This window comes from Mucilaginibacter sp. SG538B (assembly GCF_013376065.1).
In the GTDB taxonomy this organism is placed as follows: Bacteria; Bacteroidota; Bacteroidia; order Sphingobacteriales; family Sphingobacteriaceae; genus Mucilaginibacter; species Mucilaginibacter rubeus.
Window position 1 is genome coordinate 1,002,589 of sequence record NZ_JABMJI010000002.1, and the last position, 26,562, is coordinate 1,029,150.

The following is a 26,562-nucleotide window of genomic DNA, read 5'->3' on the forward strand; positions in this document are numbered from 1 at the left end:
CTATACAAATGGTTGGCCGTGAGTTTTACTTATCAGGTATTGTGCAACAGAAGGCAGGTGATTGAGCGTATTTAAAGTAAGGGCCGTCATGTTATCGTTGCCAAACAAACGCTGTAACTGCCGGCCAACCCAAAGCCTTTGCGCAAACTGTTTGTTCCAGCTTTGGGCATAATCCTGCTCAAGGCTGGCGCGCTTTTCAGGATTAAAGCTGCCCGGTTTATAGTGTGTAATGATCTTTTCGGAAAGGATTTTGGCCGAATGAATGGCCATGGTCATGCCGTTACCGCAAAGTGGGGCTATCATCCCGGCGGTGTCTCCGCTCATCAGGATATGATTATCAACAGGCGCTTTTTTCTCAAAGGAGATTTCGTTGATCACTTCAGGTTTATCCAGTAAAAACCTGGCGTTACGAAAGATCTCATCGAGGTAAGGGTTTTTGCGGATCACGTTCTCTTCTAAAGCCTGTAAAGTACCATACTTGCGCAGGTCATCACGATGGGCCATATAGCACATGCAATACCTGTCGCCATCGGTTTTGCTTACCCCACAATAGCCGTCTTTATAATTATTAAGCTGGATGAGGTCCTGTGGGAAATCCATCTGCAAATGGAATTTTACGGCCAGGTATGGGCTGCGTTTATAAAAGAACGGTCGTTTAAGTTTTTGATCGAGGTTGGATCGTTTACCAAACGAGCCGATAGCCAACGGGGCTGTTAATGTTTCGCCGGGAGTTACCACTTCAAATTTTTCGCCAGCAAAACGAATATCCTCCACCCGTGTGCCTGTTAAAATATCAACTCCTTCGGCGAGGGCTTTTTGGTACAGAAAATTATCGAAAGTAAACCTGCTTAAACCAAAACCGCCCAGGTCAAGCTTTTGCGAAAGTTTGGTACCAGATGCTGCTGTTACCTCCAGCCTGTTGATCCGGGCAACGTTTAGTTCATCAAGGTCGATGCCCAACGAAGACAAAAAAGGGATCACCTCGTTCGAGATATATTCACCACAAACGCGGTGCATGGGGTAAGTCTTTTTTTCAATAACTGTAACCTTCAGACCGGCACCGTTCAACAATATGGCGTTAAACAACCCGGCCAGGCTCCCGCCAATTACAATTACATCGCTCATGATGGCTTAATGCATTTCAAGTATCATCCCTTCAACGGTTAAACCCGGACCGAAGGCAAAACTCAGGATCTTTTGATCGACCAGGTTACCTGCCTTCAGCATTTTATCCAGTACAAACAAAATTGTGGCCGACGACATATTACCGTACTCCTGCAAAACCTGGTAAGCAAAGGCGTTGCTTTCTTCAGGTAATTCCAGGGCGTCTTCCACTGCTTCTAAAATGGTGCGCCCGCCGGGGTGAACAGCATAAGCAGTAATATCATCCATCTTAGTTTTGGCCTTTTGCAAAAAGCGCTGGGTAAGTGATTTGATATGTTTCTTAATTTGCTTGGATACCTTGGAGGTGAGTTTCATTTCAAAACCTGTGTTGCCCACATACCAACCCATCTCATTACGTGCTTCAGTAACAAATTCTGAATAGAAGTTTTTGAGTAAAAAGTAATTGCCGCTGCCTAAACGATTGGCCGTATTTTCGACCAAAACGGCAGCAGCCCCATCTGAAAATAGCGAATTGGCAACCCAGTTATCCAGCGTATTCACTTTTTGAAAATGGAGCGTACAAAGCTCTACACTAACAACAAGCACTTTGGCGCCCGCATCGGCGCGGCAGATATAGTCGGCTACTTTGAGGCCGTTTATGGCACCGTAGCAGCCCATAAAGTTGATGCAGGTACGTTCGGTATCGCGGTTTAGCTGCAGCCGGTCCACAAGTTCGATATCAATCCCAGGTGCGTGCATACCCGTACAGCTAATGGTTACCAGGTGTGTGACGCTGCCGGTAATGTCATCTCCAAATTTTTGAAGACAGTTTTTTGCGGCATTTACCGCAATGGCGATGGCTTCCTTTTCGTAAAACTTTAAACGTTTTTGGGTATCGGGGAACGGCTCGAGCCCCGCCGATTGCTCAAAAAAAGTAAAATCGGCAGGATCACGGTAGCCAAAATCGGGGATCACCGAATAACGGTAATCAATTCCCGAATGGTCATAAATCCCCTTTAATCTTGCTGCATTGGTTGCATCCAGCCCAAAGGCGTTAGCCATGAAATGGTAAATATCCTGCTGGGCAATACGATTGGCGGGATTTGCTATCCCGATAGCACTGATGCAACTCTCCATTAAAAATGATTAAGTGTTTTATTTGCTGATCTCCGCCTCAACCGAAACATTGGCCTCATTTGAAAGGATCAGGTTTTTGCCGCCTATGCCAAAATCTGTCCTCAAAATCATAAAGTTTCCTTTCAGTTGTGCTGTATTACCTGATTCCGTATACGTAAAAGGTACTTCAATCAACTTTGTTTTATCTCTTATAGTTACGTTAAAATTGCCGGTATAGTTGCTCCCGCTTTTACGTTTAAAGGAAACTGACTTTAGCGTGATCTTTGGATATTTAATTACGTCAAAATAATCTTCGCTTTTAAGATGCTTATCACGGCTTTCGTTATCGGTATTAACAGTGTTGGATAACACTGACGCTTCAATAGAGCTGCCCTCCAGGTCATTAGGCTTAAATTTAATATCGGCCTGCAAACCGCCGAAGGTGCCGCCAACATTAAAGCCAAGGTTTTTAATCTTAAAGCTGATATCTGATTTAGATACTGTTTGCGCGAAGCCCGCTGTCGTCGCGAAAATTAAAAGTACAACTATATAAATTTTCTTATTCATGTTACATTAACGCTGTTTCAAACATAATAATTTATACTGAAGGAATTTTGTACTTAAGGTTGTATGTTTATAACCATAATCAGGCAACCTGATGTTGCCTCCGGCAGTAATTATAATGTAAAAACACGCCATGAAGTTTAAACAATTTATCCCTACCCGGTCGGCATTTGCGCATTTAAGGTTTGTGTTTTCTGTTTTTTTGCTGCCGGTGTACCTGTTTGCCTTTAGCCAGGCCGATGTGGTGAAAGCTTCAACAGCCGTACTTGTATTTTTTATATGGCATTTCCTTGCTTTCCCGGCCAGCAATGGCTATAACAGTTATTTTGATAAGGATGAAGATAGCATTGCCCTGTTAGCCAAACCGCCCGAAGTGGATCTCAGCCTGTATTATTTTTCCATTCTGCTGGAGGTTATTGCGTTTTTGCTTGGCTTTATCATTAGCTGGGAGTTTGCCTTTGCGGTGCTCATTTATGGCATTATGTCAAAATTATACAGCCATCCTGCTACCCGGTTAAAAAAATATCCGATTATCAGTTTTTTAACGGTGTTTATTTTCCAGGGATGTTTTATTTATTACACCACCTATACCGCTTTGACCGGTACGAGCCTGTTTGGTCATTGGGATTTAGGCCTGATTATTCCGGGGGCTATCAGCTCCTGCCTCATTGGGGCATCATACCCCTTAACCCAGGTTTATCAGCATGAAGAAGACAGCAGGCGGGGCGATAAAACGCTTAGTATCGTTTTAGGCTACAAAGGCTCCTTTATTTTTTCGGGCGTATTGTTTGCCGCGGGGATAGCCCTTTCTTACTGGTATTGGCACCTGGCTGGGATGATGCTTAACTTTTATTTCTTTATAGTATGCGCCGCGCCAATATTTTTCTTTTTTAATTATTGGTTTTATAAAGTAGGGCGATCGACAGCCAACGCTAATTTTAAAAACGCCATGCGTATGAATTTCATCAGCTCGGGTTGTATGCTGGTTTATTTCGGAGTGCTGGCGGTGTTTAGTTGATAGATAGATCTAAAAACTAAACGCGTCATTGCGAGTACCCATCAGGGAAACCCTAAAAAAAAGCAATGACATGTAAAATATATTTTAACGGTGTTGCGCGTGGGCCGCGTTAGGGATTGCAGTGTAAAGCCCGGAGCGCGCAATGGGGTTGCGGGCGGGAAAGGCGAGGACTTGCAACGGAAAGCCCGGGCCGTAGGCAACGCCCATGTTATAAAATCCATCAAGAAAAATATACTTAATAATCAATAACTTACAATCACGTCATTATAAGGCACGAAGCAATCCCAAACTATGCAGATTCGCTCTGTAGGTCGGGGATTCCTTCGTGCAATGACGCATTGTATTATAGCAATTTTCTTTTTACTTCTTCGCAGCCCAGGCATCCATTTTAGCCTCAAAAACCGCCATTGGCATAGCGCCATCTTTTAACACCTGGTCATGAAATTCGGCGATATTGAACTTGCTGCCTAACTGTTTTTCATATTTGGTACGCAGTTCGCGGATTTTGAGTGCGCCTATTTTGTAGCTCAATGCCTGGCCGGGGATAGCCATATAACGTTCAATTTCGGCAGTTGCACCTTGCTCACTGATAGCTTCGTTATCCATCATATATTTAATAGCCTGCTCACGGGTCATTCCTTTGGTGTGGATGGCTACGTCAACCACCAAACGGATGGCACGGTGAATCTCATCGCCTAACGCGCCCATATACTGGTACGGATCGGTGTATAAGCCAAGCTCTTTACCTAATGATTCGCAATACAGCGCCCAGCCTTCTACATAGGCTGTTTCCCCGCCATCAAAGCGACGGAATTTTGGCAATGAAGCGTTTTCCTGGGTTAACGAAATCTGATAATGGTGACCAGGAATTGCTTCATGCAAAAACAACGATTCCATGCCCGATGTGGTGTTAAACTTGGTGGCATCTAATATCGGCACGTAAAAAATACCGGGACGGGTACCATCTGCCGAACCCTGGTTATATTCGGCACTGGCCGATGCCGCGCGGAAGGCTTCGGTTTGCCTGATCTCGAAAGGGGTTTTAGGCACATGGTTAAACATTTTTTTCAGGTTTGGCTCCATGCGTTTGTGAATGTTTTCAAAAGCATCAAGTACATCCTTCGGGGTTTTGTAAGGAGTAAACTTAGGGTCGGTTTTCATGTATTCAAAAAACGCCTTCAAATCGCCCTTAAAGCCAACACTGGTTTTGATGCTATCCATTAAGCCACGGATCCGGGCAACTTCTTTCAAACCCAATTGGTAAATTTCTTCCGGAGTTTTATCGGTAGTAGTTTGTTGTTTAACTAAATAGGTGTATTTAGCAGTACCATCCGGCAGGGATGAAAAACCCGAGGTTGCACGTGCGTGGGGCAGGTATTGATTTTTCAGGTAATCGGCCAGTTTTTGGTAGGTTGGGTTAACTATGGTAGTTATCGCTTTTTTATAAGCCTCCGTCAGCTGTTTTTTATCAGCGTCCGAAAAATCCTTCGGCATATTCTTAACAGGTCCGTAGAACAGGCTTTTTTCTACATCTTTTGATACCAGATCTTGCATTTCGGGAATCATTTTAACAACTAACGATTTTGGCAGCACTACGCCTGTTTTGATGCCTTTGTTAAAATTGGAGATGGCGGTATCCGCCCAGATCTGGAAAGCAGATAAACGTTTCAGCCAGTCGTTATAATCAACAACCGTTTTAAAGGGCTGCGCGCCAGAGCCCGAGCCCAGCTGCCCCATGGTAATTGGCAGGGCATAAAACTGGTTAAAAGGCATGTACTCAAAATGATACTTGAAATTATCAAGGGCCAGTTGCACCTCGTAGGTAAATATATCGTATGATAGCCTATCGTCTTCGTTCAGTTCTGCGCGGTCAAAGTTTTTCACTTTCGACAAGTAAACCGAGTTATAATCATGCGCCTTTTTCAAAAACTCAGCAGAGCCATCGTTAGGTAGCAAGTCATTATAGCGCCTGTCGCCAATGTAGGTTGCATTAAGCGGGTAAAGTTTTAAGCCGTCCTGAAAATAATCTTCAAAAACTTTGGCGAGATCCTTATTGGCTGGAATGCCGCTGGCGGTGTCTGTTGATTTAGGTTGATTACAGGCTGCAAACGAACCTGCTATGAATAGCATGAGTAGTATTTTTTTCATGAGGGTGTTGTTTAAACGATAAAGCTACGGAAAGGGAAAATATAATCAATAATGATATCTGCATTGCAGAATAAATATCGCGTCTGCTTCTACTCTGTAAATTAGCCTGTGTTCGAGATTTATCCGGCGCGACCACCAGCCAGCTAAATTATGTTTTAAAGGTTCGGGCTTTCCACTTCCTTCATATGGAGTTCGTTCTATCTCTTTTATGAGGGAGTTAATTTTTTTTAAAGTTAATTTATCTGTGGTTTGCCAATAAAGGTAATCCTCCCATGCAGGATTTTGGAAAATTATCTTCACTCTTCAATTAGCTTTCTTTCCTGACCTAAACCTTTTTCATATTCCTGGATACCATGAAGTAATCTTTCTGCATTTTTAGGACTCTTTAAAAGATAGAAAGTTTCTTCCATGCTTTCATAGTCAGCTTTTGATATTACCACAATATCTTCGGCATTAGCACTGGTCACTATAAGAGGTTTATGATCATTACGCACCTTATCTAAAAAAGATTTTAGTTGCTGCCTGAAGGCAGTGTAAGTTGTGATCTCCATTCAAATTAGTTTTTATAAAGGTATAAAACCAAAACAACATGTACAAGTTTCTGTACATGTTGTTTTGGTTTACGTTAAGAGATAAACTTATGAAGTTTTGATTAATGCTTATAACCCCATTTCTTTTTTCAAAAACTTACCTGTAAAACTGTTCTTTACTTTGCACAAACCTTCAGGCGTGCCCGAGAACAGGATATTACCGCCGCCCGAGCCGCCCTCCGGGCCAAGGTCAATTACGTGGTCGGCCACTTTAATAACATCAAGATTATGTTCAATTACCAAAACAGTATTGCCTTTATCAACCAATTGGTTAAGTACACCTAACAATACGTTGATATCTTCAAAGTGTAAACCTGTAGTAGGTTCATCCAATATATAAAAGGTGTTTCCTGTGTCTTTTTTAGATAGCTCGGTAGCCAGTTTAACACGCTGTGCTTCGCCGCCGGATAGCGTGGTTGAGGCCTGGCCTAAGGTGATATACCCCAAACCTACATCGTTCAGCGTTTTTACTTTACGATAGATAGATGGAATGTGTTCAAAGAATGGCGTAGCGTCCTCAATGCTCATATCCAGCACATCGCTGATGGACTTGCCCCGGTAACGCACTTCCAGCGTTTCGCGGTTGTAACGCCTGCCGCCGCACTCTTCGCAAGGTACCTGCACATCGGGCAAAAAGTTCATTTCAATTACCTTCATGCCTGCACCCTGGCAGGTTTCGCAACGGCCGCCCTTTACGTTAAACGAGAAACGACCTGGTTTATATCCCCTGATCCTTGATTCCGGTAGTGCCACGAACAGATTGCGGATGTCCGAAAACACCCCGGTATAAGTGGCAGGGTTTGAGCGCGGTGTACGACCGATGGGGGTTTGATCTATCTCAATTACTTTATCAATATGTTCCAATCCCTCAATTTTTTCATAAGGTAACGGCTGTTTCTTCGCCCTAAAAAAATGATGGTTTAATATAGGGTATAAAGTTTCGGTGATCAGGCTTGATTTGCCGCTGCCCGATACACCGGTTATGCCGATTAGTTTACCTAAAGGGAAATCAACCGATACTTTTTTAAGATTATGACCGGTAGCTTTTTTCAGGCTCAGGGTTTTTCCATTACCTTCGCGACGTTTTTTGGGCACCGCAATCTCCCGCTCGCCATTGATATATGAAGTGGTAAGCGTATGCTTTTCCATTAGCTGCGCCGGAGTACCTTCGGCAACAACCTGGCCACCATGTACACCGGCTGCCGGGCCCATGTCAATTACGTGGTCGGCTTCCAGGATCATGTCTTTATCGTGCTCAACAACCAGTACTGTGTTTCCTAAATCACGCAGATTTTTAAGGGCGTTGATCAAACGTTCGTTATCGCGTTGGTGCAAACCGATACTTGGCTCATCCAAAATGTACATCACATTCATCAACTGTGAACCAATTTGTGTAGCCAGCCTGATCCGTTGTGCTTCACCGCCCGATAGGGTTTTAGCAGTACGATCAAGCGTTAAATAACTCAAACCCACATCCAGTAAAAACACTATACGTGCGCGGATCTCTTTCAGGATCTCTTTAGCAATCACATTCTGGCGCTCGGTAAGGCGGTCTTCCAGGCCATCAAACCATTCCTGCAGGTGATTGATATCCATACAGGCCAGCTCGAAAATATTTTTACCATCTACCTTAAAATGCAGCGACTCTTTTTTGAGCCTTGCACCTTCGCAAACCGGGCAGGTACGGAGTACACGATAGTTCTCCATATCGTCCATTCCTTCATCGTTGCGGCGTTCCTGTTGTTCCTCCAGCATGCGGATAATCCCTTCAAAAGTGATCTGGTAGCTTTGAACATTCCATTTGTTATATTCTACAGCAACGCTCAATGTTTCAGGGGCGCCGTTCAGGATCATATCCAACTGATCGCGGTTCAGCTTTTCGATAGGGGTTGAGAGCGAGAATTCATACTTTTTAGCCAGCGATTTCAACACCTGGAAAATCCATGTTTCGCGGTATTCACCAATAGGGGCTAAACCGCCGTTCATGATGCTCAGTTTCGGATTAGGGATTACCGAAGCTTCATCCACTTCAAAAATATAGCCCAAGCCATTACATTTTTCACAAGCGCCATAAGGTGAGTTAAACGAAAATGTATTTGGCTGGGGCTCATCATACGAGATACCCGAAACCGGGTCCATCAGGTATTTACTATAATAGGATACGTTATTATCCTTATCGGCAATACGGATAATGCCCTTGGCAATTTTTAAAGCCTGCTGAACGGAAGTATATAAACGTTTGCTGTCTTTTTCACTCACTACCAAACGGTCAACCACAATATCAATATCGTGGATCTTGTACCGGTCAACCTGCATTTTGGGTTCAACATCGGCAATGGCGCCATCTACCCAAACTTTTAAAAATCCTTGCTTGCGGATGGATTCGAACAATTCGCGGTAGTGGCCTTTACGTGCCTTTACCACCGGAGCCAGGATATTAACTGGCTGCCCGTCAAATTTTTCGCTGATATTTTTGAGGATCTGGTCTTCGCTCATGCGCTCCATCTTTTCACCGGTGGTGTAAGAATAAGCATCGCCGGCACGGGCGAAGAGCAAGCGCATGAAATCATAGATTTCGGTAATAGTACCTACGGTGGAACGCGGGTTTTTGCTGGTGGTTTTTTGCTCTATAGCAATAACAGGGCTCAGGCCCGATACCTTATCCACATCCGGCCGCTCCATCCCGCCCATAAACTGGCGTGAGTAGGCCGAAAATGTTTCCATATAACGGCGCTGGCCTTCGGCGTAAATAGTATCAAACGCCAGTGATGATTTACCGCTGCCGCTTAAGCCGGTAATTACCACCAGTTGGTTGCGAGGAAAGGAAACATCTATATTTTTCAGGTTATGTACCCGGGCACCATAAACTTCAACTTCACTTTGCTCGCCCAGGTCAACAAGAGGTTTTGTACTCATACTTTATTAATATGGATTTATTGACATTGTTTGAAGCTAATTATTATAGTTACCAGTTTTTTACAAAACCTGCTTTCCTAAAATTTTTGGCTTAAACCATCAACAGTTTGCTACAAATATAAGCAAAAAAGGCCGATCATCCACTGTGGATGACCAGCCTCAAAGTGCTCCGTAATGTAATCTTTTAATTAATTTACAGTATGATTACCTGCTGTTAATTAATTGCCAGCAACTGTGATGCAGGCGGGATGACAAAGTAATTATCATACCCGTGCTCTTTTGGCTGCTCAATAACTGCTTTCATGGCAATAAGCTTATAAACATATGAACCGGTTTCGCGGTTCAGCTTCATGCGAAAATAGTTATCTTCTTTTTGCCTGTTAATGGCGCGCGCTAATTTGATCGAGCCATTGTTGTAAGCGGCAGCCGCCAGTGTCCAGCTGTTAAATTCATCGTATAGTTCTTTGATATACTTGCAGGCTGCAATGGTTGACTTGCGAAGGTTTTTCCGCTCATCAACGCCATGGCCTACTCTAAGTCCGTAGGTACGTGCAGTACCCGGCATAAATTGCCAAAAACCCGACGCTCCTTTAGATGATGTACCTGATTTAAGGCCTGACTCGACCAACGGTACATACTTAAAATCTTCAGGGATACCATAAAACTTCAAAATTGGTTCGATAATGGGGAACCATAGCTCGGCTTTGCGGTGCAATATATTGCTTTGCACGCTTTTAAAGTCATGCTGCCTGAGCGATTTGTTGAGTTTACGCGTAACCCTTGCGTCATTAACTGGTAAAGCCTCATTGGCAAAGTTGTAAGCAACTGCCTTTGAGCTTTTGAGAAAAATAAAATCTGAGGTTCGGGCGTTTAAAGTTGCCACTTTTGCAGCCTTTTCGATGATCGTTGTACCGAAAATATTAAGCTCTGAAATGAGAACCAGCACCAGTGTTACGGAGCACGTAAGTAAGTGTTTTTTAATCATTTCTTTTCCTATCATTTAACTATACATTTGGTAGAATGTGCTGCAAAGGTAGGCTATACAGATCACATAATCAAATACTTACCATTTTGCTAACTTTTTTAGAGTTGGTTTTTGGTTCAAAAACGGCGTTTAAAACCGTTTAAACGGCGATTTTGCAAGAGGATATTTTTTTGATCTTTTTAGATAAAAATTGGCAAAAAAGCGTAACTTTGACCCTCACGCTGCGAAAGCGCTAAACAAAAAATTATGGTATTTAAGAGACCAGCAGGTAGTCGCGACGACAAACCCGGAAAGTCGTCATCAAGGAGTTCAAGATCCGACGACAGACCAAAAAAATCAGCATCAACCCCAAAAGGTAAAGCTACTCCAAACGGAGAAAAAAAAATACTTTCCAGACCGGAAAAAACATTCCAAAGCAACAGGTTCAGTGACGATAAGCCCAAAAGCAATTTTAGGGGTGGTGAATCATCTGGCGATAGAAGAGCAGGTGCTAAGTCAAGGCCCTATTCGGGAAGGCCAACAGGCGACGGCGAAAGCAGGCCAAAAAGGAGCTTTGGCGACGATAGCACAGGCGAAAGGAAGTCATTTAGTGGCGGCCCGCGTAAACCTTACAGCGGCAGGCCAACAACCGGCGATAACGACAGGCCGAAAAGAAGCTTTGGCGGCGAATCACAAGGCGAAAAGAAACCTTACTCATCTCCACGTACCCGTTCATCAGCCAGCTTTGAGGGCAAGCCTAAAAGAAGCTTTGGCGGTGATGCAGGGGGCGAACGTAAATTTGCACCAAGAGGAACCGAGGGCGGCTTCAAAAAACGCGAAGGCGGTTTTAAAGAGAAATCACCATTTGGCGAAAGACCGGCACATAGACCGCATGACAGGGAAAACCAACAGGATGCCCCTAAAACCATGCGCGGGCGTAAAAATTCTCCAGCTAAAAAATCAGAAGACGATGGGCTGATCCGCCTGAACCGTTACATATCAAACGCGGGTATTTGTTCACGCCGTAAGGCCGATGAACTGATTACCGCGGGCGTAGTTTCTGTAAACGGCGAAGTGGTAACAGAATTAGGTACCAAAGTTGATCCGTTTAAGGATACTATTAAATATAACGGCGAAACGCTGAAACGCGAGAAAATGGTTTATGTATTGTTAAATAAGCCAAAGGATTATATCACAACTACAGATGATCCGCAGGAGCGCCGTACCGTAATGCACCTGGTTGAAAAGGCAAGCCGCGAGCGTATTTACCCCGTTGGCCGTCTTGACCGTAACACCACCGGTTTATTATTAATGACCAACGATGGTGATTTGGCCGATAAGCTATCGCACCCGCGTAACAGCATTACTAAATTATACCAGGTTGAACTGAGCAAAAGCTTAACCCAGGGCGACCTGAATAAATTAACTTTCGGCCTTGAGCTGGAAGATGGCGTAATTAAGCCCGACGCGGTATCATATGTAGCCGGTGGATCAAAACGTGAAGTTGGGATCCAGATCCACAGCGGCAAAAACCGTATTGTGCGCCGTATGTTTGAGCACCTGGGCTACGAAGTGGTAAAACTGGACAGGGTGGTTTATGCAAACCTTACCAAAAAGGATCTTCCGCGTGGCCGCTGGCGTTACCTTGATGAAAAAGAGGTGATCCAGTTAAAACACCTGATGAAATAATAAAACGCCCCGTTAAACAGCGGGGCATTTTTTTTGTCTATTTTGTTATCTTGCACAGCAATAATTGTAAGGCTAAGCTGGATACATAAAGCTTAAAGCTATATGATTGTCAGTATTTTTGCTATTTGTGAATTAATTAAATAGACCTTATATAATCACCCATGAAGAAATTTCTTTTGATCATAGCTATGCTTTCACCGGCGCTAACATTTGCACAAAATAAAAAAACAGGGCCTAAAACTTTCGACCTGGTGGTTGGTACTTATACCACCGGCAAAAGTAAAGGTATTGTGGTATACCGTTTTTATGCCGAAACCGGCAAACTGGCTTATCTCAGTGAAATTGATGGCGTAAATAATCCGTCGTATTTAACGTTAAGCGCCAATAATAAATTTATTTACGCGGTTAACGAACTGCCTAAAGGCGAGGTAAGCGCATTTTCATTTGAGCCCAAAACAGGCAAAATGACTTTTATCAACAAGCAATCAACACTGGGCGCCGATCCGTGCCATATCTCGGTTGATAAAGCACAGAAAAACCTGATCATAGCTAACTACTCAAGCGGCAACGTTGCGGTAATGCCTTTGAATAAAGATGGTTCAATAGCTAACGGAATTCAAACGGTACATGATGATGGCCATAGCATAAACAAGGAAAGGCAGGAATCTGCACACGCGCATATGGCGGTCCTTACACCCGATGAAAAATATGTATTGTATAATGACCTTGGCACCGATAAAATAAATGTTTACCGCTACCGCCCTTCAAAAGAGCCCCGTATTGTACCCGCAACACCGGCCTTTGTAAGTGTTACCTCAGGAGAAGGCCCAAGGCACCTGGAGTTTTCGGCCGACAAAAAGACTGTTTACCTGGTAACTGAAATGGGATCGAACGTAATCGCGTTTGATTACAATAACGGCAAGCTGAAACAGAAACAATCCATTACCATGTTGCCAGATGGCTTTACCGGCCAAACAGCAGGTGCCGCTATCCACCTGTCGCCCGATGGCCGCTTTCTGTATGCTTCAAATCGTTTAGAAACTAACGAGATCAATATTTATGCTGTTAACCAGGAAACAGGTTTGCTTACTTTTGTAGCGCGCCAGTCCACCTATGGCAAAAACCCACGCGATTTCGCTATCGACCCAACAGGTAACTTCCTGATAGTGGCTAACCAGAACAGCGATAACATGTGGGTATTTAAAATAGACCAAAACACCGGCAAACTTGCCCAAACAGGCATCAGAGTTGATATTGGCAACCCGGTATGCTTAAAATTTGCACCAGCTGAGTAAGAAGGCGAAAGGATAAAGGTAAAAGGCGAAAGGTTTGGCCTCGCGCTGAAAATGAAAAAGGCGAAGTTTGAGATATTCCGAACTTCGCCTTTTTCATTTTATCAGCTGGAAAGGAAACCTTTAACCTTTCGCCTTTTACCTTTAACCTCAATTAAGGGTTTTTAGTAAACGAATAAACAATGTATCCGGTTGTATTGCCTACGGTAACCGGCGATTTCAGGGTCATGGTTGAGCCATCGTTGCTGGCAATATCCAAACGATATCCTTCTGATACGTTTTTGGCTTTATCGCCTTCATAAAGTTTTTTGAACTGGAATTGGGTACCGGTTGTACCACCGTTATAAACCGACCAGAAAATGGTTTGCGATGTTCCGTTTGTTAAAGTGTAGATACCGTTACCACTGTTGGTGAGCTTCCACGTGCTGCCAACAAAGGCTTCGGGGGGAGCCTGATCAAATACGCTCTGTACTGCATTTTGTACAAGGCCGTCGTAACTTACATTATTGCAGGTCCAGGTACCAACAAATTTACCGCGCGATACATTAGACGTAGTTGTGCTTTTGGTTGACGAGCAGGCCGAAATGACCAAAACAAGTGAAAAGATTGCGATTGAGGTCTGAATTAACTTTTTCATGACAGTATATTTTATGCATAAATAGCATAAATCCTGCCAAAGTGTGTAATTATAAATTCACCGCTTGCTGACGGGTGCGTTTTTCTAATTCAGTTAACCTTTTATTGATTGATTCGGCAATCTGGTCGGCTTCCCGAACTTTTTTAAGGCTATTAATAAACTTAGGGTTGGTATCCCTTTCCGATAAAATTTTACCGATTTGCTTAATAATGTTCATAGGTTATTCCTTATAGCTCTATTTTACGGGGCTTACACCACTAAGGTTTCGTTTCTTCCTGCTAATATCGAATAAATTTAGTTAAACGTTTTACCATTAGAAAAAAAGCACCTTTATTATTTATAAATAACTGTTATTGTAACGCGCTAAGTTGAGGCTGAGTGTACTAAAATGATTATTCACCAGCTTTATTTAAAAATGCGATCAACTTTTCCATTGCTTTTGCACGGTGGCTAATGCTATTTTTTTTGTCCATACTCATTTCGGCAAAAGTAATGTCGTAACCTTCCGGTTCAAAAATAGGATCATAGCCAAAACCGCCATTACCACTCGGCTCTTGCCGGATGGTGCCTTCAACCGTTCCTTCAAAAAAGTACTCTTCGCCGTTCCAGATCAGGGAAATTACCGTGCGAAAGCGGGCGTTACGATTGGTTTCGCCTTTCAAATTATCGAGCACTTTACTGATGTTGGCGGCATGATTGCCATGGGCACCCGCATACCTCGCCGAGTAAACACCCGGTTCTCCGTTCAGGGCGTCAATTTCCAGCCCGCTGTCATCGCCAAAGCAGTTAAGCTTATATTCGGCATACACATGGTGACTTTTGATAGAGGCATTAGCTTTAAAAGTTGTACCTGTTTCCTCAATATCATCATAACAACCAATGTCGTTCAGGGTTAGTAACTGGATGGCGCCATTAAGCTTGGCCGAAACCTCATCAAGCTTATGGCGGTTATTGGTAGCAAAAACTAATTGCATATATCTTAGTGGCGTGTTTTATTATAATGTTTTAACCAACTCCCAAAAGGTTTTTTTATACTCCACATTATCCATCATCTCATCAAATGAATAACTGTAAAGCACAGTGATCCCGTTTGAGGTTACCGGTTTATTTGGTTTAAGCACCTTTATATCCTGTGGCAGGGCGTCTCCTCCCAAAACCAGTACCTTGGTTGGTTTAAAAAATGTTTTCAACTGGCTGAATTTGGTTTCACTGAAATTTGCCAGATTGAATATCGCCACGTCATCGGGGCTAAGTTCTTTACGCTTCAAGATGTTTTCAAGGGCGGTTAAATGTTCGGCCACTATAAACCCGGCATTTTTATACCATGTTAGTACTAAAAAGTTCTTTAAGTTTTTACCCAGATACTTAAAATCATCAACCGGCGTTTTTATTACTACCTGAGGTTCAGGAGTTAAAGATGGAATAATGGTTACTGGTGCCGGTTTGGCATTTTCAGTTACAGGAGATAGTGGTACTGCCGCAGGAGTTTCGAATTCAGTAATTTTATCATATAACAGCTTATCTGCATTGAGCAGGTAAAGTTCATCCTCTAACAAAAAACGAAACGCGGCAGGGTTCTCAACTTTCACTTTAACAAATTTTAACCAAAAGTAGTTAAACGGTTTCAAGCTTTATAGGCATATTAGCACAATTATAGCCGGTTGGTTTTGCAGAAAATATTTGTTCGGTTATAATTAATAAATTTTACCGAAATTCGTAGTTTTTAACGGGTTAACTATCCCGTTTTATTTAGTATAACAGCGTTACATGAGAAAGTTAGGAGTATTAGTACTAAGTTTTATTTTAACAATAACATTTGCAAAGGCACAGGTAGCATCAGATACAGCAGCAAAAAAACTGGTTAAGGCCGATTCGGTTATTGCCCCCACACCCGGCAAAACGCTTGATAAAATTGCAGCGGTAGTTGGTAACAGCCCGATACTGCTATCAGACATTGAACTGTCATACGCTAACTTCCTGGTACAGGGAAACCAACCTGACCCATCTGTTAAAGCCCGCATTTTACAAACTTTGTTAACCCAAAAACTGCTTGCCCAGCAAGCCGCAATTGATAGTATTGAAGTAAAGGAAGAAGATGTTGACGCCAACGTTGACCGCCGTATGCGCGAAATGACACAGCGCGCGGGCGGGCAGGAAAAACTGGAAGCATTTTTAGGGCGTTCGGTTATCCAGTACAAAGATGAGATCAGGCCCGACCTGAAAGAGCAGATGGTTGCTCAAAAAATGCAGCAGCACATTACCGAGAAGCTGAATGTTACCCCTCAGGATGTTAAAAAATATTACGATGGAATCCCTAAGGACAGCTTGCCTTCATTTAATAAAGAAGTTGAAGTTGGTGAGATTGTTTTTCAGCCTAAGTTAACTAAAGAAGAAAAAGACCTTTACAAAGCTAAGGCCGAAGAGTTAAGGCAGCGTGTTAAAAAGGGCGAAGACTTTGGTACACTGGCCAGGCTTTATTCGCAGGATCCGGGTTCGGCACCTGAAGGAGGCGACCTTGGGTTTGCCGACCGTACCACTTTTGTGAAGGAATTTACCGCAAACGCTTTCAAGTTAAAAGCAGGTGAAATTTCCCCGGTATTTGAAACGGATTTTGGTTTCCACTTTTTACAGGTGATTGAGCGTCGCGGCGAACAGGTTCACGTGAGGCATATCCTCATTACACCTGTTGTTACCCAGGCCAGTTTGGATAGGGCAAAAGCAAAAGCCGATAGTATTTATAACTTACTTATAAAAGATAAAAATGTAGGTGTCGATTTTTCAAGCGCTGCAGCCTATTACTCAGACAATAAAGACACTAAATACAACGGTGGTATGATCCTTAATGCCGAAGACGTACAAAGCCGTTCAACATTTATCCCTACCGATAAACTTGATCCTAAAGTGGCGCTTATTACCGATACGATGAAAATCGGCAGCATTTCAAAACCTGATCTGTTTACCGGTGCCGATGGTAAAAAGAGCTACAAAATATTGATGCTTAAATCGGCCACAAATGCCCATAAAGCTAATTTAGAGCAGGATTTCCCTAAACTTAAGGAATATGCCTATAATGATAAGGTTAACAGAACTGTATCTCAATGGTTCGAAAAACGCCGCAAGGAAACTTTCATTAAAATTGATAAAGAATATCAGGCATATGATGTGTTGAAGAAATGGGTAAATACCAATCCCTCGCCTGTAATACCCGAAACCAAAACCAAATCATCATCTAAATAATTTATGCAACACAGCTCTGATGTAGAAGCCGCAAACGCTTTAAAACAGGCCTACCAGCAAATCCGCGCCGAAATAGGTAAGGTAATAGTAGGCCAGGATGAAGTGATAAAATTTGTGCTGATCTCTATTTTCAGTAACGGGCATTGTTTATTGGTTGGTGTGCCCGGGCTTGCAAAAACCCTGCTGGTGCAAACGGTATCGCAGGTGCTTGACCTTGACTTTAAAAGGATTCAGTTTACGCCCGACCTGATGCCTTCAGACATCATTGGCTCTGAAATATTAGGTGAAGACCGCAATTTTAAATTTATCCACGGGCCGGTTTTTTCAAACATTATCCTGGCCGATGAGATAAACCGTACACCGCCAAAAACGCAGGCAGCCCTGCTTGAGGCCATGCAGGAAAAAGCGGTTACCGCAGCCGGCGTAACACACAAACTTGCACAGCCTTTTTTTGTATTGGCTACCCAAAACCCTATTGAACAGGAAGGTACTTATCCATTGCCCGAAGCACAGCTGGACAGGTTTATGTTTAATGTAGCCCTCAGCTATCCTTCATTTAAAGAGGAGCTGCTGGTTGTTAAGAACACCACCAGTATTACTAAAGCAGAAGTAAATAAAATATTAAACGCCCAGCAGATCATCTATTTTCAGCAACTGGTGCGCAATATCCCGGTTACCGATAATGTGATGGAGTACGCGGTGAAGCTGGTATCCAAAACCCGCCCAAACAGCGAGTTTGCCACACCACAAATTAACCGCTTGCTAAGCTGGGGCGCAGGACCACGAGCATCGCAGTTTTTAGTATTAGGTGCTAAATGCCACGCGGTACTTAACGGTAAATACTCGCCCGATATTGAAGATGTGCAGGCAGTGGCCAAACCTATTTTAAGCCACCGTATAGTGCGCAGTTATCATGCGGAAGCCGAAGGATTATCAGCAGCTGATATTATTGAGCAGTTGTTTTGATTTTAGTGATTAGAGGTTGGGGATCAGAGGTTTGGTTAGAAGTGGTTGAAGATTAGTTTTTAATAGTCGATAAAGTAAAAAGGCCTTGTAATTTATAGTTTACAAGGCCTTTCTATTACTTATTGCGCCCGCGTCCTTACGGGTAACCTGTTACCCTAATCTCTGATCTCCAGTCTCTAATCTCTCACAACAAACCTCTAATCTCTATTACTCATTCTCAATAGGTGAGAAAATCTCAAGAAGGATATTCCATTTTTTTGTTTTGTCAATTTCCCAAACCCTTACATAATTGTAGTTTCCAACAACATTGCCTTTGGTAATGCGGGCGTGACCATAGGTATAAGCAAGGTCATTACTCGCGGCGCGGCCGCCATCGGTAGTTTCGGCAGTGATGCTGATGGCTTCGTTATTGATAAACTTCATCACCACATCGGTACCGGTCATTGGCGGAAAGCCGGGGAAATAATAGCGGCCTTCGGGGCTTAAAAATTCCTTATAGCTGGCCATGGCTGATAATGTTAACCCATGATTAAATGTTTTATCGGTACCAATAATAACATTTTTGGCGCCGAATGGATCCTTACTTGGGCCTGAACGGTGCGCCGGGTCGGGTTCTTTAAAATCGGTAACAACTTCTTCCTCAGCTTCAGGATGCTGGATACCAAGGTCGATGAGTAGCTTTAATTTACCGTCGGCGTTAGTACGCCAGATAGATACATAATCGCCAAACACTTTATCATCATCAGTTTTGCCGTTTTGATATATATAAGGGCCCGCGGTGAAAGCCAGGTCCCCATTGGCCGAGATCCGGGCAAATTTGGGCTGCCAGCTAAGCTTGCCGGCCTGTTTATCAATCTTACTATAAAAATCAACAATCTTTACTACATCGGGCTTAAATATGATGCCATCGGGATCGGCAACTGCCAGGAAACCATCTTTTATTCCTTTACGTTCAACTAACTTATCAAAAGCTTGTTCAACACTAACTACCTTGTTTACATTAACAGCGTCCTGCGCCAGGGCAAAAGCACTATAACCAATAAATGTAGCAGCTAATATTATTTTCTTCATATTTATATTCGGGTTTTAGGGAGCAATTTAGTAATAAATTTTAAGTCGGATACGCAATAGTCAAAATGCATTAAACAGCATAGCATAATTTAACAATTGCATTATTTTTGTTTTATCCTGAAACGAAGATATGGGCAAATAATTGCAGAGCGCGGGTTTGATCATATAAAATATGCGTAAATATTTAAATTTACTTAATAATGAAGTTGAATAAAAAAACACTTAACTTCATAACCCAATTAACCTGTTTTTGTTTAAATCAATATAAATTGCTTTCATGAAAAAGTATAAGCTATACTGCTTATTTGTACTTTTATTGCTGTGTGTAAAGGCAAAAGCGCAATATCTTTCTGATTATACCGGCCGCCCATATTATCTTAAAACCAATGATGGCATACAAGGCAGCGCCCTACTTACCGATAACTGGCTGAATGGCACTGTTTATTTCGTTAACGGCAAAACAGCTAATGCAATATTGAACTATAATATTTACGGGGATGAACTTTTGTTTAAGAGCCCCCGGGATTCATCGGTACAGGCCTTTGTTGAACCGGTGAAAGGTTTTTCAGTAAAAGGCATTGCGCTTGATGAAAGTGACCAAACGGATATGAGCTTTAGCAGCGGCTTTCCGGCTGTGGATGATCAAACCCCAAAAACTTTTTACCAGGTAGTGGGAGACGGGAAGGTAAAACTGCTCCGTTATTACAAGAAAAAAGTACTTGAGTCAACGGGTTTTGCTTCGCAGGTGACCACCAAAACCTTCACGCTGGCCAACAGCTATTACATTTTTGCCAATAACCAAATGACAAAGATCAGGCCGTCGCAAAAAACCATCCTAGCAGCAATGAGCGACAAGGGCGATAAAATGCAGGAGTATATCAAAACCAACAAAGTTAATTTTAAAAGCGATGCTGCCTTAGCTAAATTATTCAGCTACTACAACTCGCTTTAAAATCATGTCCTGTTATCAGGCTTTGCTCCAGGTGGTACCTTCTTTACTATCTTTTAGCTGGAAACCTATCTGTGATAAACCATCACGGATCTTATCCGACGTGGCATAATCCTTATTTGCTTTAGCACCGCTGCGCAGATCGACGATAAAATTTAACACTTTTGGCAGATCGTCATTAGCTGCCTGCTCATTTTGTAAACCCAGTACTTCAACCACAAATAAATTCATAAGCGCGGTTAACTGTTCAAGGTTAGCGGCATCAATTTTCAATTTACCATCATATACCGAATTGATAATGCGCGATGCTTCAAAGAGCTCGGCAATTAAAACCGGGCTGTTAAAATCGTCGTTCATAGCGGCATAGCAACGCTCCATTAATGATGCTATTTCAACTTCGGTAGTGGCAGATGCTTTCAATCCGTCGGTTAGCAGGGTAAAGGCGTTCATAAGGCGTTTAAACCCTTTTTCGGATGCTTCCATAGCTTCATTGCCAAAATCAAGTGTACTACGGTAATGGGCCTGCAGCATGAAGAACCTTACCGTCATGGGGCTGTAGCCTTTGTTAAGTATCGAGTTTTCGCCGCTGAACAGTTCATGCGGTAAAAAGCTGTTGCCTAATGATTTAGACATTTTTTGGCCGTTTACCGTAAGCATATTGGTATGCACCCAGTAATTGGCCGGGTTGGTACCGCAGCAAGCTACGTTTTGGGCAATTTCATTGGTATGGTGCGTTGGCACAAGATCAATCCCGCCGCCATGAATGTCAAAGTGGCTGCCCAGGTATTTCTGGCTCATGGCCGAGCATTCCAGGTGCCAACCCGGAAAGCCCACACCCCATGGCGAAGGCCATTTCATCAGGTGTTCGGGCTTGGCTTTTATCCACAGGGCAAAATCAAGCTTGCCATGTTTTTCCTGCTGACCGCCAAGCGTACGGGTATTATTTAAAAGGTCTTCGAGATTACGGCCGCTTAATATGCCATAATCCTGGCTTTTGTTATATTTTTCAACATCAAAATAAATGGTACCATCCACCTCATAAGCATAGCCCCTGGCAAGTATTTCCTTCACCATTTCTATCTGCTCAATGATATGGCCGGTAGCTGTAGGTTCAATACTTGGGGGCAGGTTGTTCAGGATCCTCATCACATCCCTGAAGCCAACGGTGTATTTTTGCACTATCTCCATTGGCTCAAGCTGTGCAAGCTTGGCCTTTTTTGCAATTTTGTCTTCACCCTCGTCGCCGGCATCACCTTCAAGATGGCCCGCATCGGTCACATTACGTACGTAGCGCACCTTGTAGCCAATAGCCGTAAGGTACCTGAACATAAGATCGAAAGATATATAAGTACGGCAGTTGCCTAAATGAACATCGCTATAAACAGTAGGCCCGCAAACATACATGCCAACATGCGGCGCGTTAATGGGCTTAAATAACTCTTTTTTACGGGTTAAAGTGTTGTAAACAAACAAATTTTGTTGCATGAGCGCAAACTTACGATTTTTTCAATTTTAAGTTACTGCCTGCCGGCTTTCAGGTTTATTTTTACAAACGAAGAGCAATGACCTATGTTAATTCAGTACGAGATCGCTCCGTAAAGGATAATGGTCTGAAAGTTTTTTCTCGATCACCTTGTAGTTGAAAACTGAGAATTGCGGGCTGCTCATAATGTAATCTATCTGGTAATTGGGAAAGTCGCCGTTATATGTGCGCCCTAAGCCTGATCCCTTTTCGCGGAATGAATTGTTTAAGCCTTTGGCCATTTGGTTAACCGCGAATGACGAAGGGGTATCATTAAAATCACCGGCTATAATATAAGGATATGGACATTGGGCAGCATGCGCCTTTACTTTAAAAACCTGCTCGGCTCTTTTCATAAAAGCTATTTTAAGCTTGCTCCCCAGGCGCTTGGTTGATTTAATGTCGGTTTTTCCCTTTTTTGATACGCTGTCGATATATTTATAATCGTCCGGGTTAAAATTGATGGATTGCAGGTGGATATTATAATACCTGAAAATTTTATCTCCCTTTTTTATATCAGCATATAAGCACTGGTTGCCGGATGTTCTGTCGGCCGCAAGGCGGATCATACCTCTTGATAGAATAGGGAATTTCGAAAAGATAGCCATGCCGATGGCTTCACGGCTGTTAAAACTAAAGGGTTCAAAGTAAAAGTTATTGCTGCCTAATATTTTGTTGATCGAGTCGCGCGTTTCATACTGTCCTTTATTTCGGGTATAAAACTCCTGGAACCCTATCACATCCGGCTGTTCGCTATTGATGATCTCTAGGATTTCATGCTTGGTTGATATATCGTTATTAAAGCCAAAATGTTTAAAGTTATGCACGTTGTAGGTCATGACATGTACAACATTGAGCCCGGGGGGCAGCGAAAAGCTTGATTTAAATCTGAACCCGATATTGTTATTAAGTACTCCCCAGCCAATTAAAATACTGACCAGAGAAAATAAAAACTGCCAGCGCTTGCGCAGCAACCAATACAACATCATGATTATATTAACCAACAGTATAGGAGGATAGGCAAGACCGAAGAAAGCGAATAACCAATACTTGCGCGGATCAACCGAGGGGGCTAAATATCCTATCAGTAAAGCAAAACAGAAAAACAGGTTTATCCATAACAACACCCTGCTAAAAATACTTTGCTTTTTTTTTATCATTTATTCCTGTTTGCTTGCACGCGATAAAATCTCCCGTTCCTGTTTGCTTAAGCTATTGTAGCCCGATTGCGATATTTTGTCTAAAATGCGGTCAATCTCTTCCTGCCGAGGATAATCAGAGGCATTTTTACCCATATTGTTCGAAACTACTTTTAGCTTAGGTTTCGACTTAAATAGTTTAGCTATCCCACCTACCCAATCATGGCCTTTTTGCAGTTGTTTAATATACACAAACCCCATTAAAGCACCGCCCAAGTGGGCAATTTCACCGCCCGGGTTGCCTCCAGCTATTCCTAAAAAGTCTATCACCAGAATAACAAGTACGAGCCACTTTAACTTAACCGGGCCAAATAGTATCAGCGATATGGTATAATCAGGCAAAAGAGTAGCTGTAGCAACCACTATAGCCATAACACTTGCCGATGCACCAACAATCGTACTATCCTGCGCGGCATTAATACTTGTAAAACCAGGCAGCAGGTTAAACGCAAGCACATAAAACAAGGCGCCAGCAAGCCCTCCCATTAGATACAAACCTATAGTACGCTTATTGCCGAGGTATTCTTCAAAAATCTGCCCCATCCAATAAAGCCAAAGCATATTAAAAAGGATGTGCAATATACCTGCGTGCATGAACATGTAACTAATCGGTGTCCAAAAATGAAGAGGCAGTACATGCAGATTAGCCGGTAGGTTAATGTATTTATCTGCAAATAAGGCAACAATACTTATATGCCCTGGCCCCGTTAACATAAATTCTATAACTGCAGGAATATTGATCGCTAAAAAAACAATCACATTAATGCCGATAAGCAGGTTCAGCCTATTGCCGGAGCGCAGCATTTTGTAGTGGATATTTTGCCAAAGGGTGCTCATAATAAAGCTGTATTACAAAGATAACTACTGTTATTAATAAAAATTGTTTGGCCGTTGTAATCGCCAAATTTTAACCAGTAAAAACCCGATAAGCGCGCCGCCAATGTGTGCAAAATGCGCCACCGAATCTCCTGAAAATTGCTTTACACCTAAAAATAATTCTATCACTACATATACCGGTATAATATATTTAGCCTTGATGGGTACGGGTATAAACAATATCATCAGTTCAAGATTTGGGAACAGCATGCCAAAGGCAATAAGCAATCCAAATATCGCTCCGGAAGCTCCAACTATAGGTGTAGTATAAATATCAAAAAGTTTTTGCGCATTTGCACCATAGTCTAAATAAGATGACTGAAGCAAGGGATGGGCAATGGTAAAACCGCCAGTTATACCATGCACCTCTATAGCCTGTACCGCAATTTGAAACAGAATTGCCCCTATTCCGCATAAAAAATAGAGGTTAAGAAATCTTTTTGAACCGATAGCATATTCCACAATAGGGCCAAAAGAAAACAAGGCAAACATGTTGAAGAAAATATGCTCCCAGCCACCATGTAAAAACATATAGGAAACGATCTGCCAAGGCTCGAAGTAAGGAGAGTTAAAGTAAAAGCCACCTAACCAATGTACTACGGTTGTTTCATAAAATTGCCTGAACAATACAAATGGCAAAAAACATATCACATTTATGATCAGCAGGTTTTTAACAACAGGTGTAAGATTAGCAAAAGGCGATTGATTGTATCCGTTCATATATAATTTAGCCTGGGGCTATTTTTCAAATCGTTCCATTAATTCGTTCATCGTAAAGGTACTGATTACGGGCTTACCATTCAATGCCTGGTTAGGTGACTCACAGGCAAAAAGCTGGTCGATAAGCTGGTTCATTTCCTCCAGGGATAGCTTAGTTCCTGATTTAATAGCGCCGTTACGGGCCAGTGACCTGGCCAGGTTATCCCGTTTATCTAATTTAAGGATGGCCATATTGTTTTTAAAACCTTCCAGTAAATGTTCTAAAAGCTCATGCTCACCAACGTTGTTCAGTTCGGCCGGGATCCCCTCTACTACCACAGTGTTTTTCCCAAATTCACGGATATCAAAACCCAGCGACCGGATATCAGGTAAAAGCTCTTTCAATAACTCAAAATCGGCACCGTTTAGTGTTACCGACTGCGGAAATAAGCTTTGCTGGCTCACCCCCGAATGATTTTGCAGCTGCTGTAAAAAGCGTTCGTACAAAATACGCTCATGCGCGGCCTGCTGGTTAATGAGCATAAAGCCCGATTTTATTTGCGACAGGATAAACCGGTTATGGATCTGGAACAGTTGCCGCTCGCTTGGTTTACTTACATCCTGCTCATCAACCGCTATGGTTTTTTCCTCGTGGATCTCGTGCTGAAAAAGGGTTTCCTTTTTGCTGATCTCATACAAAGTATCCCAGTTTTGTGGAATGGGGTCTTTTTTATAACTCCCGCTCTCCCTTAAAAATGGATGCTCCTGCCGGGGTTTTTCTGCTTTATCGGCAAAGGGGTTAAAGTTTGGATTAAAGGAAATAGTAGGGGCGATGATCTCCTCAAACGGTTTGGGGGTTATCAGGTGCTCGATACTGTTTTCCTGGTCAAAATCCAGGCTGGGCGTAATGTTATATCTGCCTAATGACCGCTTTACTGCCGACCGGATAATAGCATAAATAGCCTTTTCATCCTGGTATTTGATCTCAGTTTTGGTTGGGTGTACGTTGATATCAATTTTTGAAGGGTCGATATCGATGAACAACACATAAAACGGAAAACAATCATCGGGCAATAGTTCTTCAAACGCTGTTGTTACAGCATGATTAAGATACGAATCGCGGATGAAGCGGTTGTTTACAAAAAAGAACTGCTCGCCGCGGGTTTTACGTGCAAACTCAGGCTTACCTACAAAGCCGCGGAGCTTAATAATGGTTGTATCTTCTTCAACCGGTACAAGCCGCTGGTTATAATTATTGCCAAACAGGTGTACTATTCTTTGTTTAAGCGTGGTGCCAGGCAAATGATAAACTTCCTGGCTATCATGGTGAAGGGTGAAAAAGATTTCGGGATGTGCTAAGGCCACACGTTGAAACTCGTCAATAATATGGCGCATCTCTACCGGGTTGCTTTTTAAAAAATTACGGCGGGCCGGGGTATTATAAAACAGGTTTTTTATGGAGATGGATGTGCCCGCGTTAGTTGCACATGGCTCCTGGCTTATCACTTCGGAGCCTTCAATAGTTATACAACTGCCCAGTTCATCCTCATGGCGGCGGGTTTTCAGCTCTACCTGGGCAATAGCGGCGATAGACGCCATGGCTTCGCCCCTGAAACCCATGGTACGGATGGCGAACAGATCTTCGGCCTTGCGTATTTTTGAAGTTGCATGGCGCTCAAAGCACATGCGGGCGTCGGTAAGGCTCATGCCGCAGCCATTATCAATAACCTGGATCAGTGATTTACCCGCATCTTTAATAATAAGCTGGATCTTATCTGCACCTGCATCAATAGCGTTTTCTACCAATTCCTTTACCGCAGAAGCCGGTCGCTGCACTACTTCGCCCGCGGCAATCTGGTTGGCAACGGCATCCGGTAAAAGCTGAATAATGTCTGACATCTAAAAAAAACTCCCTCCAATTTCTATTTCGATGCTAAATTAAATATTTGAAGGCATAACTTTATGATTTGATAGTTGTATATACTTTTGTGGTTTAATACAATTA

24 protein-coding genes are annotated in these 26,562 nt (G+C 42.8%); 6 read left to right on the plus strand and 18 right to left on the minus strand.

Annotated features, from left to right (window positions below):
- Genes FHW88_RS13830 through FHW88_RS13840 form a run of 3 tightly spaced genes read right to left on the minus strand, consistent with a single transcriptional unit; the run spans position 1 to position 2,787 of the window.
- Positions 1-1,125: an NAD(P)/FAD-dependent oxidoreductase gene (locus FHW88_RS13830; protein WP_176626127.1), complete on the minus strand. Its 1,125-nt coding sequence runs from the start codon at positions 1,123-1,125 to the stop codon at positions 1-3.
- 6 nt (positions 1,126-1,131) lie between these two features.
- Positions 1,132-2,241 (minus strand): type III polyketide synthase, encoded by a 1,110-nt coding sequence (locus FHW88_RS13835; RefSeq protein ID WP_176626129.1) that lies wholly within the window; start codon positions 2,239-2,241, stop codon positions 1,132-1,134.
- An 18-nt stretch (positions 2,242-2,259) separates the two neighbouring features.
- On the minus strand, positions 2,260-2,787 hold the full coding sequence (locus FHW88_RS13840) for a YceI family protein (RefSeq protein WP_176626131.1): 528 nt from the start codon (positions 2,785-2,787) through the stop codon (positions 2,260-2,262).
- A gap of 130 nt (positions 2,788-2,917) precedes the next feature.
- On the opposite strand from FHW88_RS13840, the gene FHW88_RS13845 reads away from it, so the two are divergent.
- The gene (locus tag FHW88_RS13845; RefSeq protein WP_090532542.1) at positions 2,918-3,802 is read left to right on the plus strand and encodes a UbiA family prenyltransferase; all 885 of its coding nucleotides are present in this window, start codon (positions 2,918-2,920) and stop codon (positions 3,800-3,802) included.
- A gap of 360 nt (positions 3,803-4,162) precedes the next feature.
- Here FHW88_RS13845 and FHW88_RS13850 read toward each other — a convergent pair whose 3' ends face one another.
- The 5 genes from FHW88_RS13850 to FHW88_RS13870 all read right to left on the minus strand — a co-directional run bounded on the left by FHW88_RS13850 (position 4,163) and on the right by FHW88_RS13870 (position 10,456).
- Entirely contained in the window at positions 4,163-5,950 is a 1,788-nt protein-coding gene (locus tag FHW88_RS13850) for a DUF885 domain-containing protein (protein ID WP_090532544.1), read from the minus strand.
- Between the two features lie 45 nt (positions 5,951-5,995).
- Complete coding sequence (locus tag FHW88_RS13855; RefSeq protein WP_176626133.1) at positions 5,996-6,250, minus strand: Txe/YoeB family addiction module toxin; 255 nt, start codon at positions 6,248-6,250, stop codon at positions 5,996-5,998.
- Complete coding sequence (locus FHW88_RS13860; protein ID WP_176626135.1) at positions 6,247-6,501, minus strand: type II toxin-antitoxin system Phd/YefM family antitoxin; 255 nt, start codon at positions 6,499-6,501, stop codon at positions 6,247-6,249. The genes FHW88_RS13855 and FHW88_RS13860 overlap by 4 nt, the downstream gene beginning before the upstream one ends.
- Positions 6,502-6,609: 108 nt before the next feature.
- Positions 6,610-9,456: an excinuclease ABC subunit UvrA gene (uvrA, locus tag FHW88_RS13865; RefSeq protein ID WP_176626136.1), complete on the minus strand. Its 2,847-nt coding sequence runs from the start codon at positions 9,454-9,456 to the stop codon at positions 6,610-6,612.
- Positions 9,457-9,670: 214 nt separating this feature from the next.
- Positions 9,671-10,456 (minus strand): lytic transglycosylase domain-containing protein, encoded by a 786-nt coding sequence (locus FHW88_RS13870; RefSeq protein WP_255485331.1) that lies wholly within the window; start codon positions 10,454-10,456, stop codon positions 9,671-9,673.
- 231 nt (positions 10,457-10,687) lie between these two features.
- Here FHW88_RS13870 and FHW88_RS13875 point away from each other — a divergent pair, with 231 nt between their 5' ends.
- Together FHW88_RS13875 and FHW88_RS13880 are read left to right on the plus strand one after the other, a co-directional pair.
- Positions 10,688-12,109, plus strand: coding sequence for a pseudouridine synthase (locus FHW88_RS13875; RefSeq protein WP_176626138.1), 1,422 nt, complete (start codon positions 10,688-10,690; stop codon positions 12,107-12,109).
- A 161-nt stretch (positions 12,110-12,270) separates the two neighbouring features.
- A complete protein-coding gene (locus FHW88_RS13880; RefSeq protein WP_176626140.1) occupies positions 12,271-13,404 on the plus strand; it encodes a lactonase family protein in 1,134 nt (377 codons plus the stop codon).
- Between the two features lie 151 nt (positions 13,405-13,555).
- Here FHW88_RS13880 and FHW88_RS13885 read toward each other — a convergent pair whose 3' ends face one another.
- The 4 genes from FHW88_RS13885 to FHW88_RS13900 form a co-directional block, all read right to left on the minus strand.
- Positions 13,556-14,038 (minus strand): hypothetical protein, encoded by a 483-nt coding sequence (locus FHW88_RS13885; protein ID WP_176626142.1) that lies wholly within the window; start codon positions 14,036-14,038, stop codon positions 13,556-13,558.
- Positions 14,039-14,087: 49 nt separating this feature from the next.
- Positions 14,088-14,255 carry a hypothetical protein gene (locus FHW88_RS13890; protein WP_175490073.1) on the minus strand — a complete coding sequence of 56 codons (168 nt, stop codon included), beginning with the start codon at positions 14,253-14,255 and terminating at the stop codon, positions 14,088-14,090.
- A gap of 175 nt (positions 14,256-14,430) precedes the next feature.
- Positions 14,431-15,012, minus strand: a complete 582-nt coding sequence (locus tag FHW88_RS13895; protein WP_176626144.1) for a non-canonical purine NTP diphosphatase — start codon at positions 15,010-15,012, stop codon at positions 14,431-14,433.
- Between the two features lie 21 nt (positions 15,013-15,033).
- On the minus strand, positions 15,034-15,627 hold the full coding sequence (locus FHW88_RS13900; protein WP_176626146.1) for a hypothetical protein: 594 nt from the start codon (positions 15,625-15,627) through the stop codon (positions 15,034-15,036).
- 178 nt (positions 15,628-15,805) lie between these two features.
- Here FHW88_RS13900 and FHW88_RS13905 point away from each other — a divergent pair, with 178 nt between their 5' ends.
- Both FHW88_RS13905 and FHW88_RS13910 read left to right on the plus strand, forming a co-directional pair.
- Positions 15,806-17,275, plus strand: coding sequence for a peptidylprolyl isomerase (locus FHW88_RS13905; RefSeq protein ID WP_090532560.1), 1,470 nt, complete (start codon positions 15,806-15,808; stop codon positions 17,273-17,275).
- A gap of 3 nt (positions 17,276-17,278) precedes the next feature.
- A complete protein-coding gene (locus tag FHW88_RS13910) occupies positions 17,279-18,241 on the plus strand; it encodes an AAA family ATPase (RefSeq protein ID WP_176626148.1) in 963 nt (320 codons plus the stop codon).
- 207 nt (positions 18,242-18,448) lie between these two features.
- On the opposite strand, the gene FHW88_RS13915 is transcribed toward FHW88_RS13910, so the two are convergent.
- Positions 18,449-19,312, minus strand: coding sequence for a hypothetical protein (locus tag FHW88_RS13915; protein WP_090532564.1), 864 nt, complete (start codon positions 19,310-19,312; stop codon positions 18,449-18,451).
- 277 nt (positions 19,313-19,589) lie between these two features.
- On the opposite strand from FHW88_RS13915, the gene FHW88_RS13920 reads away from it, so the two are divergent.
- Positions 19,590-20,264: a hypothetical protein gene (locus FHW88_RS13920; RefSeq protein WP_176626150.1), complete on the plus strand. Its 675-nt coding sequence runs from the start codon at positions 19,590-19,592 to the stop codon at positions 20,262-20,264.
- Between the two features lie 15 nt (positions 20,265-20,279).
- Here the strand turns inward: FHW88_RS13920 and cysS are convergent, their stop codons facing one another.
- From cysS to mutL, 5 genes are all read right to left on the minus strand, one after another.
- Complete coding sequence (gene cysS / locus FHW88_RS13925) at positions 20,280-21,746, minus strand: cysteine--tRNA ligase (RefSeq protein ID WP_176626151.1); 1,467 nt, start codon at positions 21,744-21,746, stop codon at positions 20,280-20,282.
- 87 nt (positions 21,747-21,833) lie between these two features.
- The gene (locus FHW88_RS13930; RefSeq protein WP_090532570.1) at positions 21,834-22,943 is read right to left on the minus strand and encodes an endonuclease/exonuclease/phosphatase family protein; all 1,110 of its coding nucleotides are present in this window, start codon (positions 22,941-22,943) and stop codon (positions 21,834-21,836) included.
- Positions 22,944-23,819: a rhomboid family protein gene (locus FHW88_RS13935; RefSeq protein ID WP_176626153.1), complete on the minus strand. Its 876-nt coding sequence runs from the start codon at positions 23,817-23,819 to the stop codon at positions 22,944-22,946. It lies immediately after the preceding gene.
- A 33-nt stretch (positions 23,820-23,852) separates the two neighbouring features.
- Complete coding sequence (locus tag FHW88_RS13940; protein ID WP_090532574.1) at positions 23,853-24,578, minus strand: rhomboid family intramembrane serine protease; 726 nt, start codon at positions 24,576-24,578, stop codon at positions 23,853-23,855.
- Between the two features lie 18 nt (positions 24,579-24,596).
- Entirely contained in the window at positions 24,597-26,456 is a 1,860-nt protein-coding gene (gene mutL, locus FHW88_RS13945; RefSeq protein WP_176626155.1) for a DNA mismatch repair endonuclease MutL, read from the minus strand.
- Between the last annotated feature and the right edge of the window lie 106 nt (positions 26,457-26,562).

Bases quoted from the DNA above. Each gene is read 5' to 3' on its own strand.
- FHW88_RS13895 (WP_176626144.1), bottom strand. From the start codon at position 15,012: ATGCAATTAGTTTTTGCTACCAATAACCGCCATAAGCTTGATGAGGTT.
- FHW88_RS13880 (WP_176626140.1), top strand. From the start codon at position 12,271: ATGAAGAAATTTCTTTTGATCATAGCTATGCTTTCACCGGCGCTAACA.
- cysS (WP_176626151.1), bottom strand. From the start codon at position 21,746: ATGCAACAAAATTTGTTTGTTTACAACACTTTAACCCGTAAAAAAGAG.
- FHW88_RS13840 (WP_176626131.1), bottom strand. From the start codon at position 2,787: ATGAATAAGAAAATTTATATAGTTGTACTTTTAATTTTCGCGACGACA.
- FHW88_RS13835 (WP_176626129.1), bottom strand. From the start codon at position 2,241: ATGGAGAGTTGCATCAGTGCTATCGGGATAGCAAATCCCGCCAATCGT.
- FHW88_RS13890 (WP_175490073.1), bottom strand. From the start codon at position 14,255: ATGAACATTATTAAGCAAATCGGTAAAATTTTATCGGAAAGGGATACC.
- FHW88_RS13915 (WP_090532564.1), bottom strand. From the start codon at position 19,312: ATGAAGAAAATAATATTAGCTGCTACATTTATTGGTTATAGTGCTTTT.
- mutL (WP_176626155.1), bottom strand. From the start codon at position 26,456: ATGTCAGACATTATTCAGCTTTTACCGGATGCCGTTGCCAACCAGATT.
- FHW88_RS13845 (WP_090532542.1), top strand. From the start codon at position 2,918: ATGAAGTTTAAACAATTTATCCCTACCCGGTCGGCATTTGCGCATTTA.
- FHW88_RS13885 (WP_176626142.1), bottom strand. From the start codon at position 14,038: ATGAAAAAGTTAATTCAGACCTCAATCGCAATCTTTTCACTTGTTTTG.
- FHW88_RS13830 (WP_176626127.1), bottom strand. From the start codon at position 1,125: ATGAGCGATGTAATTGTAATTGGCGGGAGCCTGGCCGGGTTGTTTAAC.
- uvrA (WP_176626136.1), bottom strand. From the start codon at position 9,456: ATGAGTACAAAACCTCTTGTTGACCTGGGCGAGCAAAGTGAAGTTGAA.
- FHW88_RS13870 (WP_255485331.1), bottom strand. From the start codon at position 10,456: ATGATAGGAAAAGAAATGATTAAAAAACACTTACTTACGTGCTCCGTA.
- FHW88_RS13910 (WP_176626148.1), top strand. From the start codon at position 17,279: ATGCAACACAGCTCTGATGTAGAAGCCGCAAACGCTTTAAAACAGGCC.
- FHW88_RS13860 (WP_176626135.1), bottom strand. From the start codon at position 6,501: ATGGAGATCACAACTTACACTGCCTTCAGGCAGCAACTAAAATCTTTT.
- FHW88_RS13875 (WP_176626138.1), top strand. From the start codon at position 10,688: ATGGTATTTAAGAGACCAGCAGGTAGTCGCGACGACAAACCCGGAAAG.
- FHW88_RS13935 (WP_176626153.1), bottom strand. From the start codon at position 23,819: ATGAGCACCCTTTGGCAAAATATCCACTACAAAATGCTGCGCTCCGGC.
- FHW88_RS13940 (WP_090532574.1), bottom strand. From the start codon at position 24,578: ATGAACGGATACAATCAATCGCCTTTTGCTAATCTTACACCTGTTGTT.
- FHW88_RS13850 (WP_090532544.1), bottom strand. From the start codon at position 5,950: ATGAAAAAAATACTACTCATGCTATTCATAGCAGGTTCGTTTGCAGCC.
- FHW88_RS13905 (WP_090532560.1), top strand. From the start codon at position 15,806: ATGAGAAAGTTAGGAGTATTAGTACTAAGTTTTATTTTAACAATAACA.
- FHW88_RS13920 (WP_176626150.1), top strand. From the start codon at position 19,590: ATGAAAAAGTATAAGCTATACTGCTTATTTGTACTTTTATTGCTGTGT.
- FHW88_RS13930 (WP_090532570.1), bottom strand. From the start codon at position 22,943: ATGATAAAAAAAAAGCAAAGTATTTTTAGCAGGGTGTTGTTATGGATA.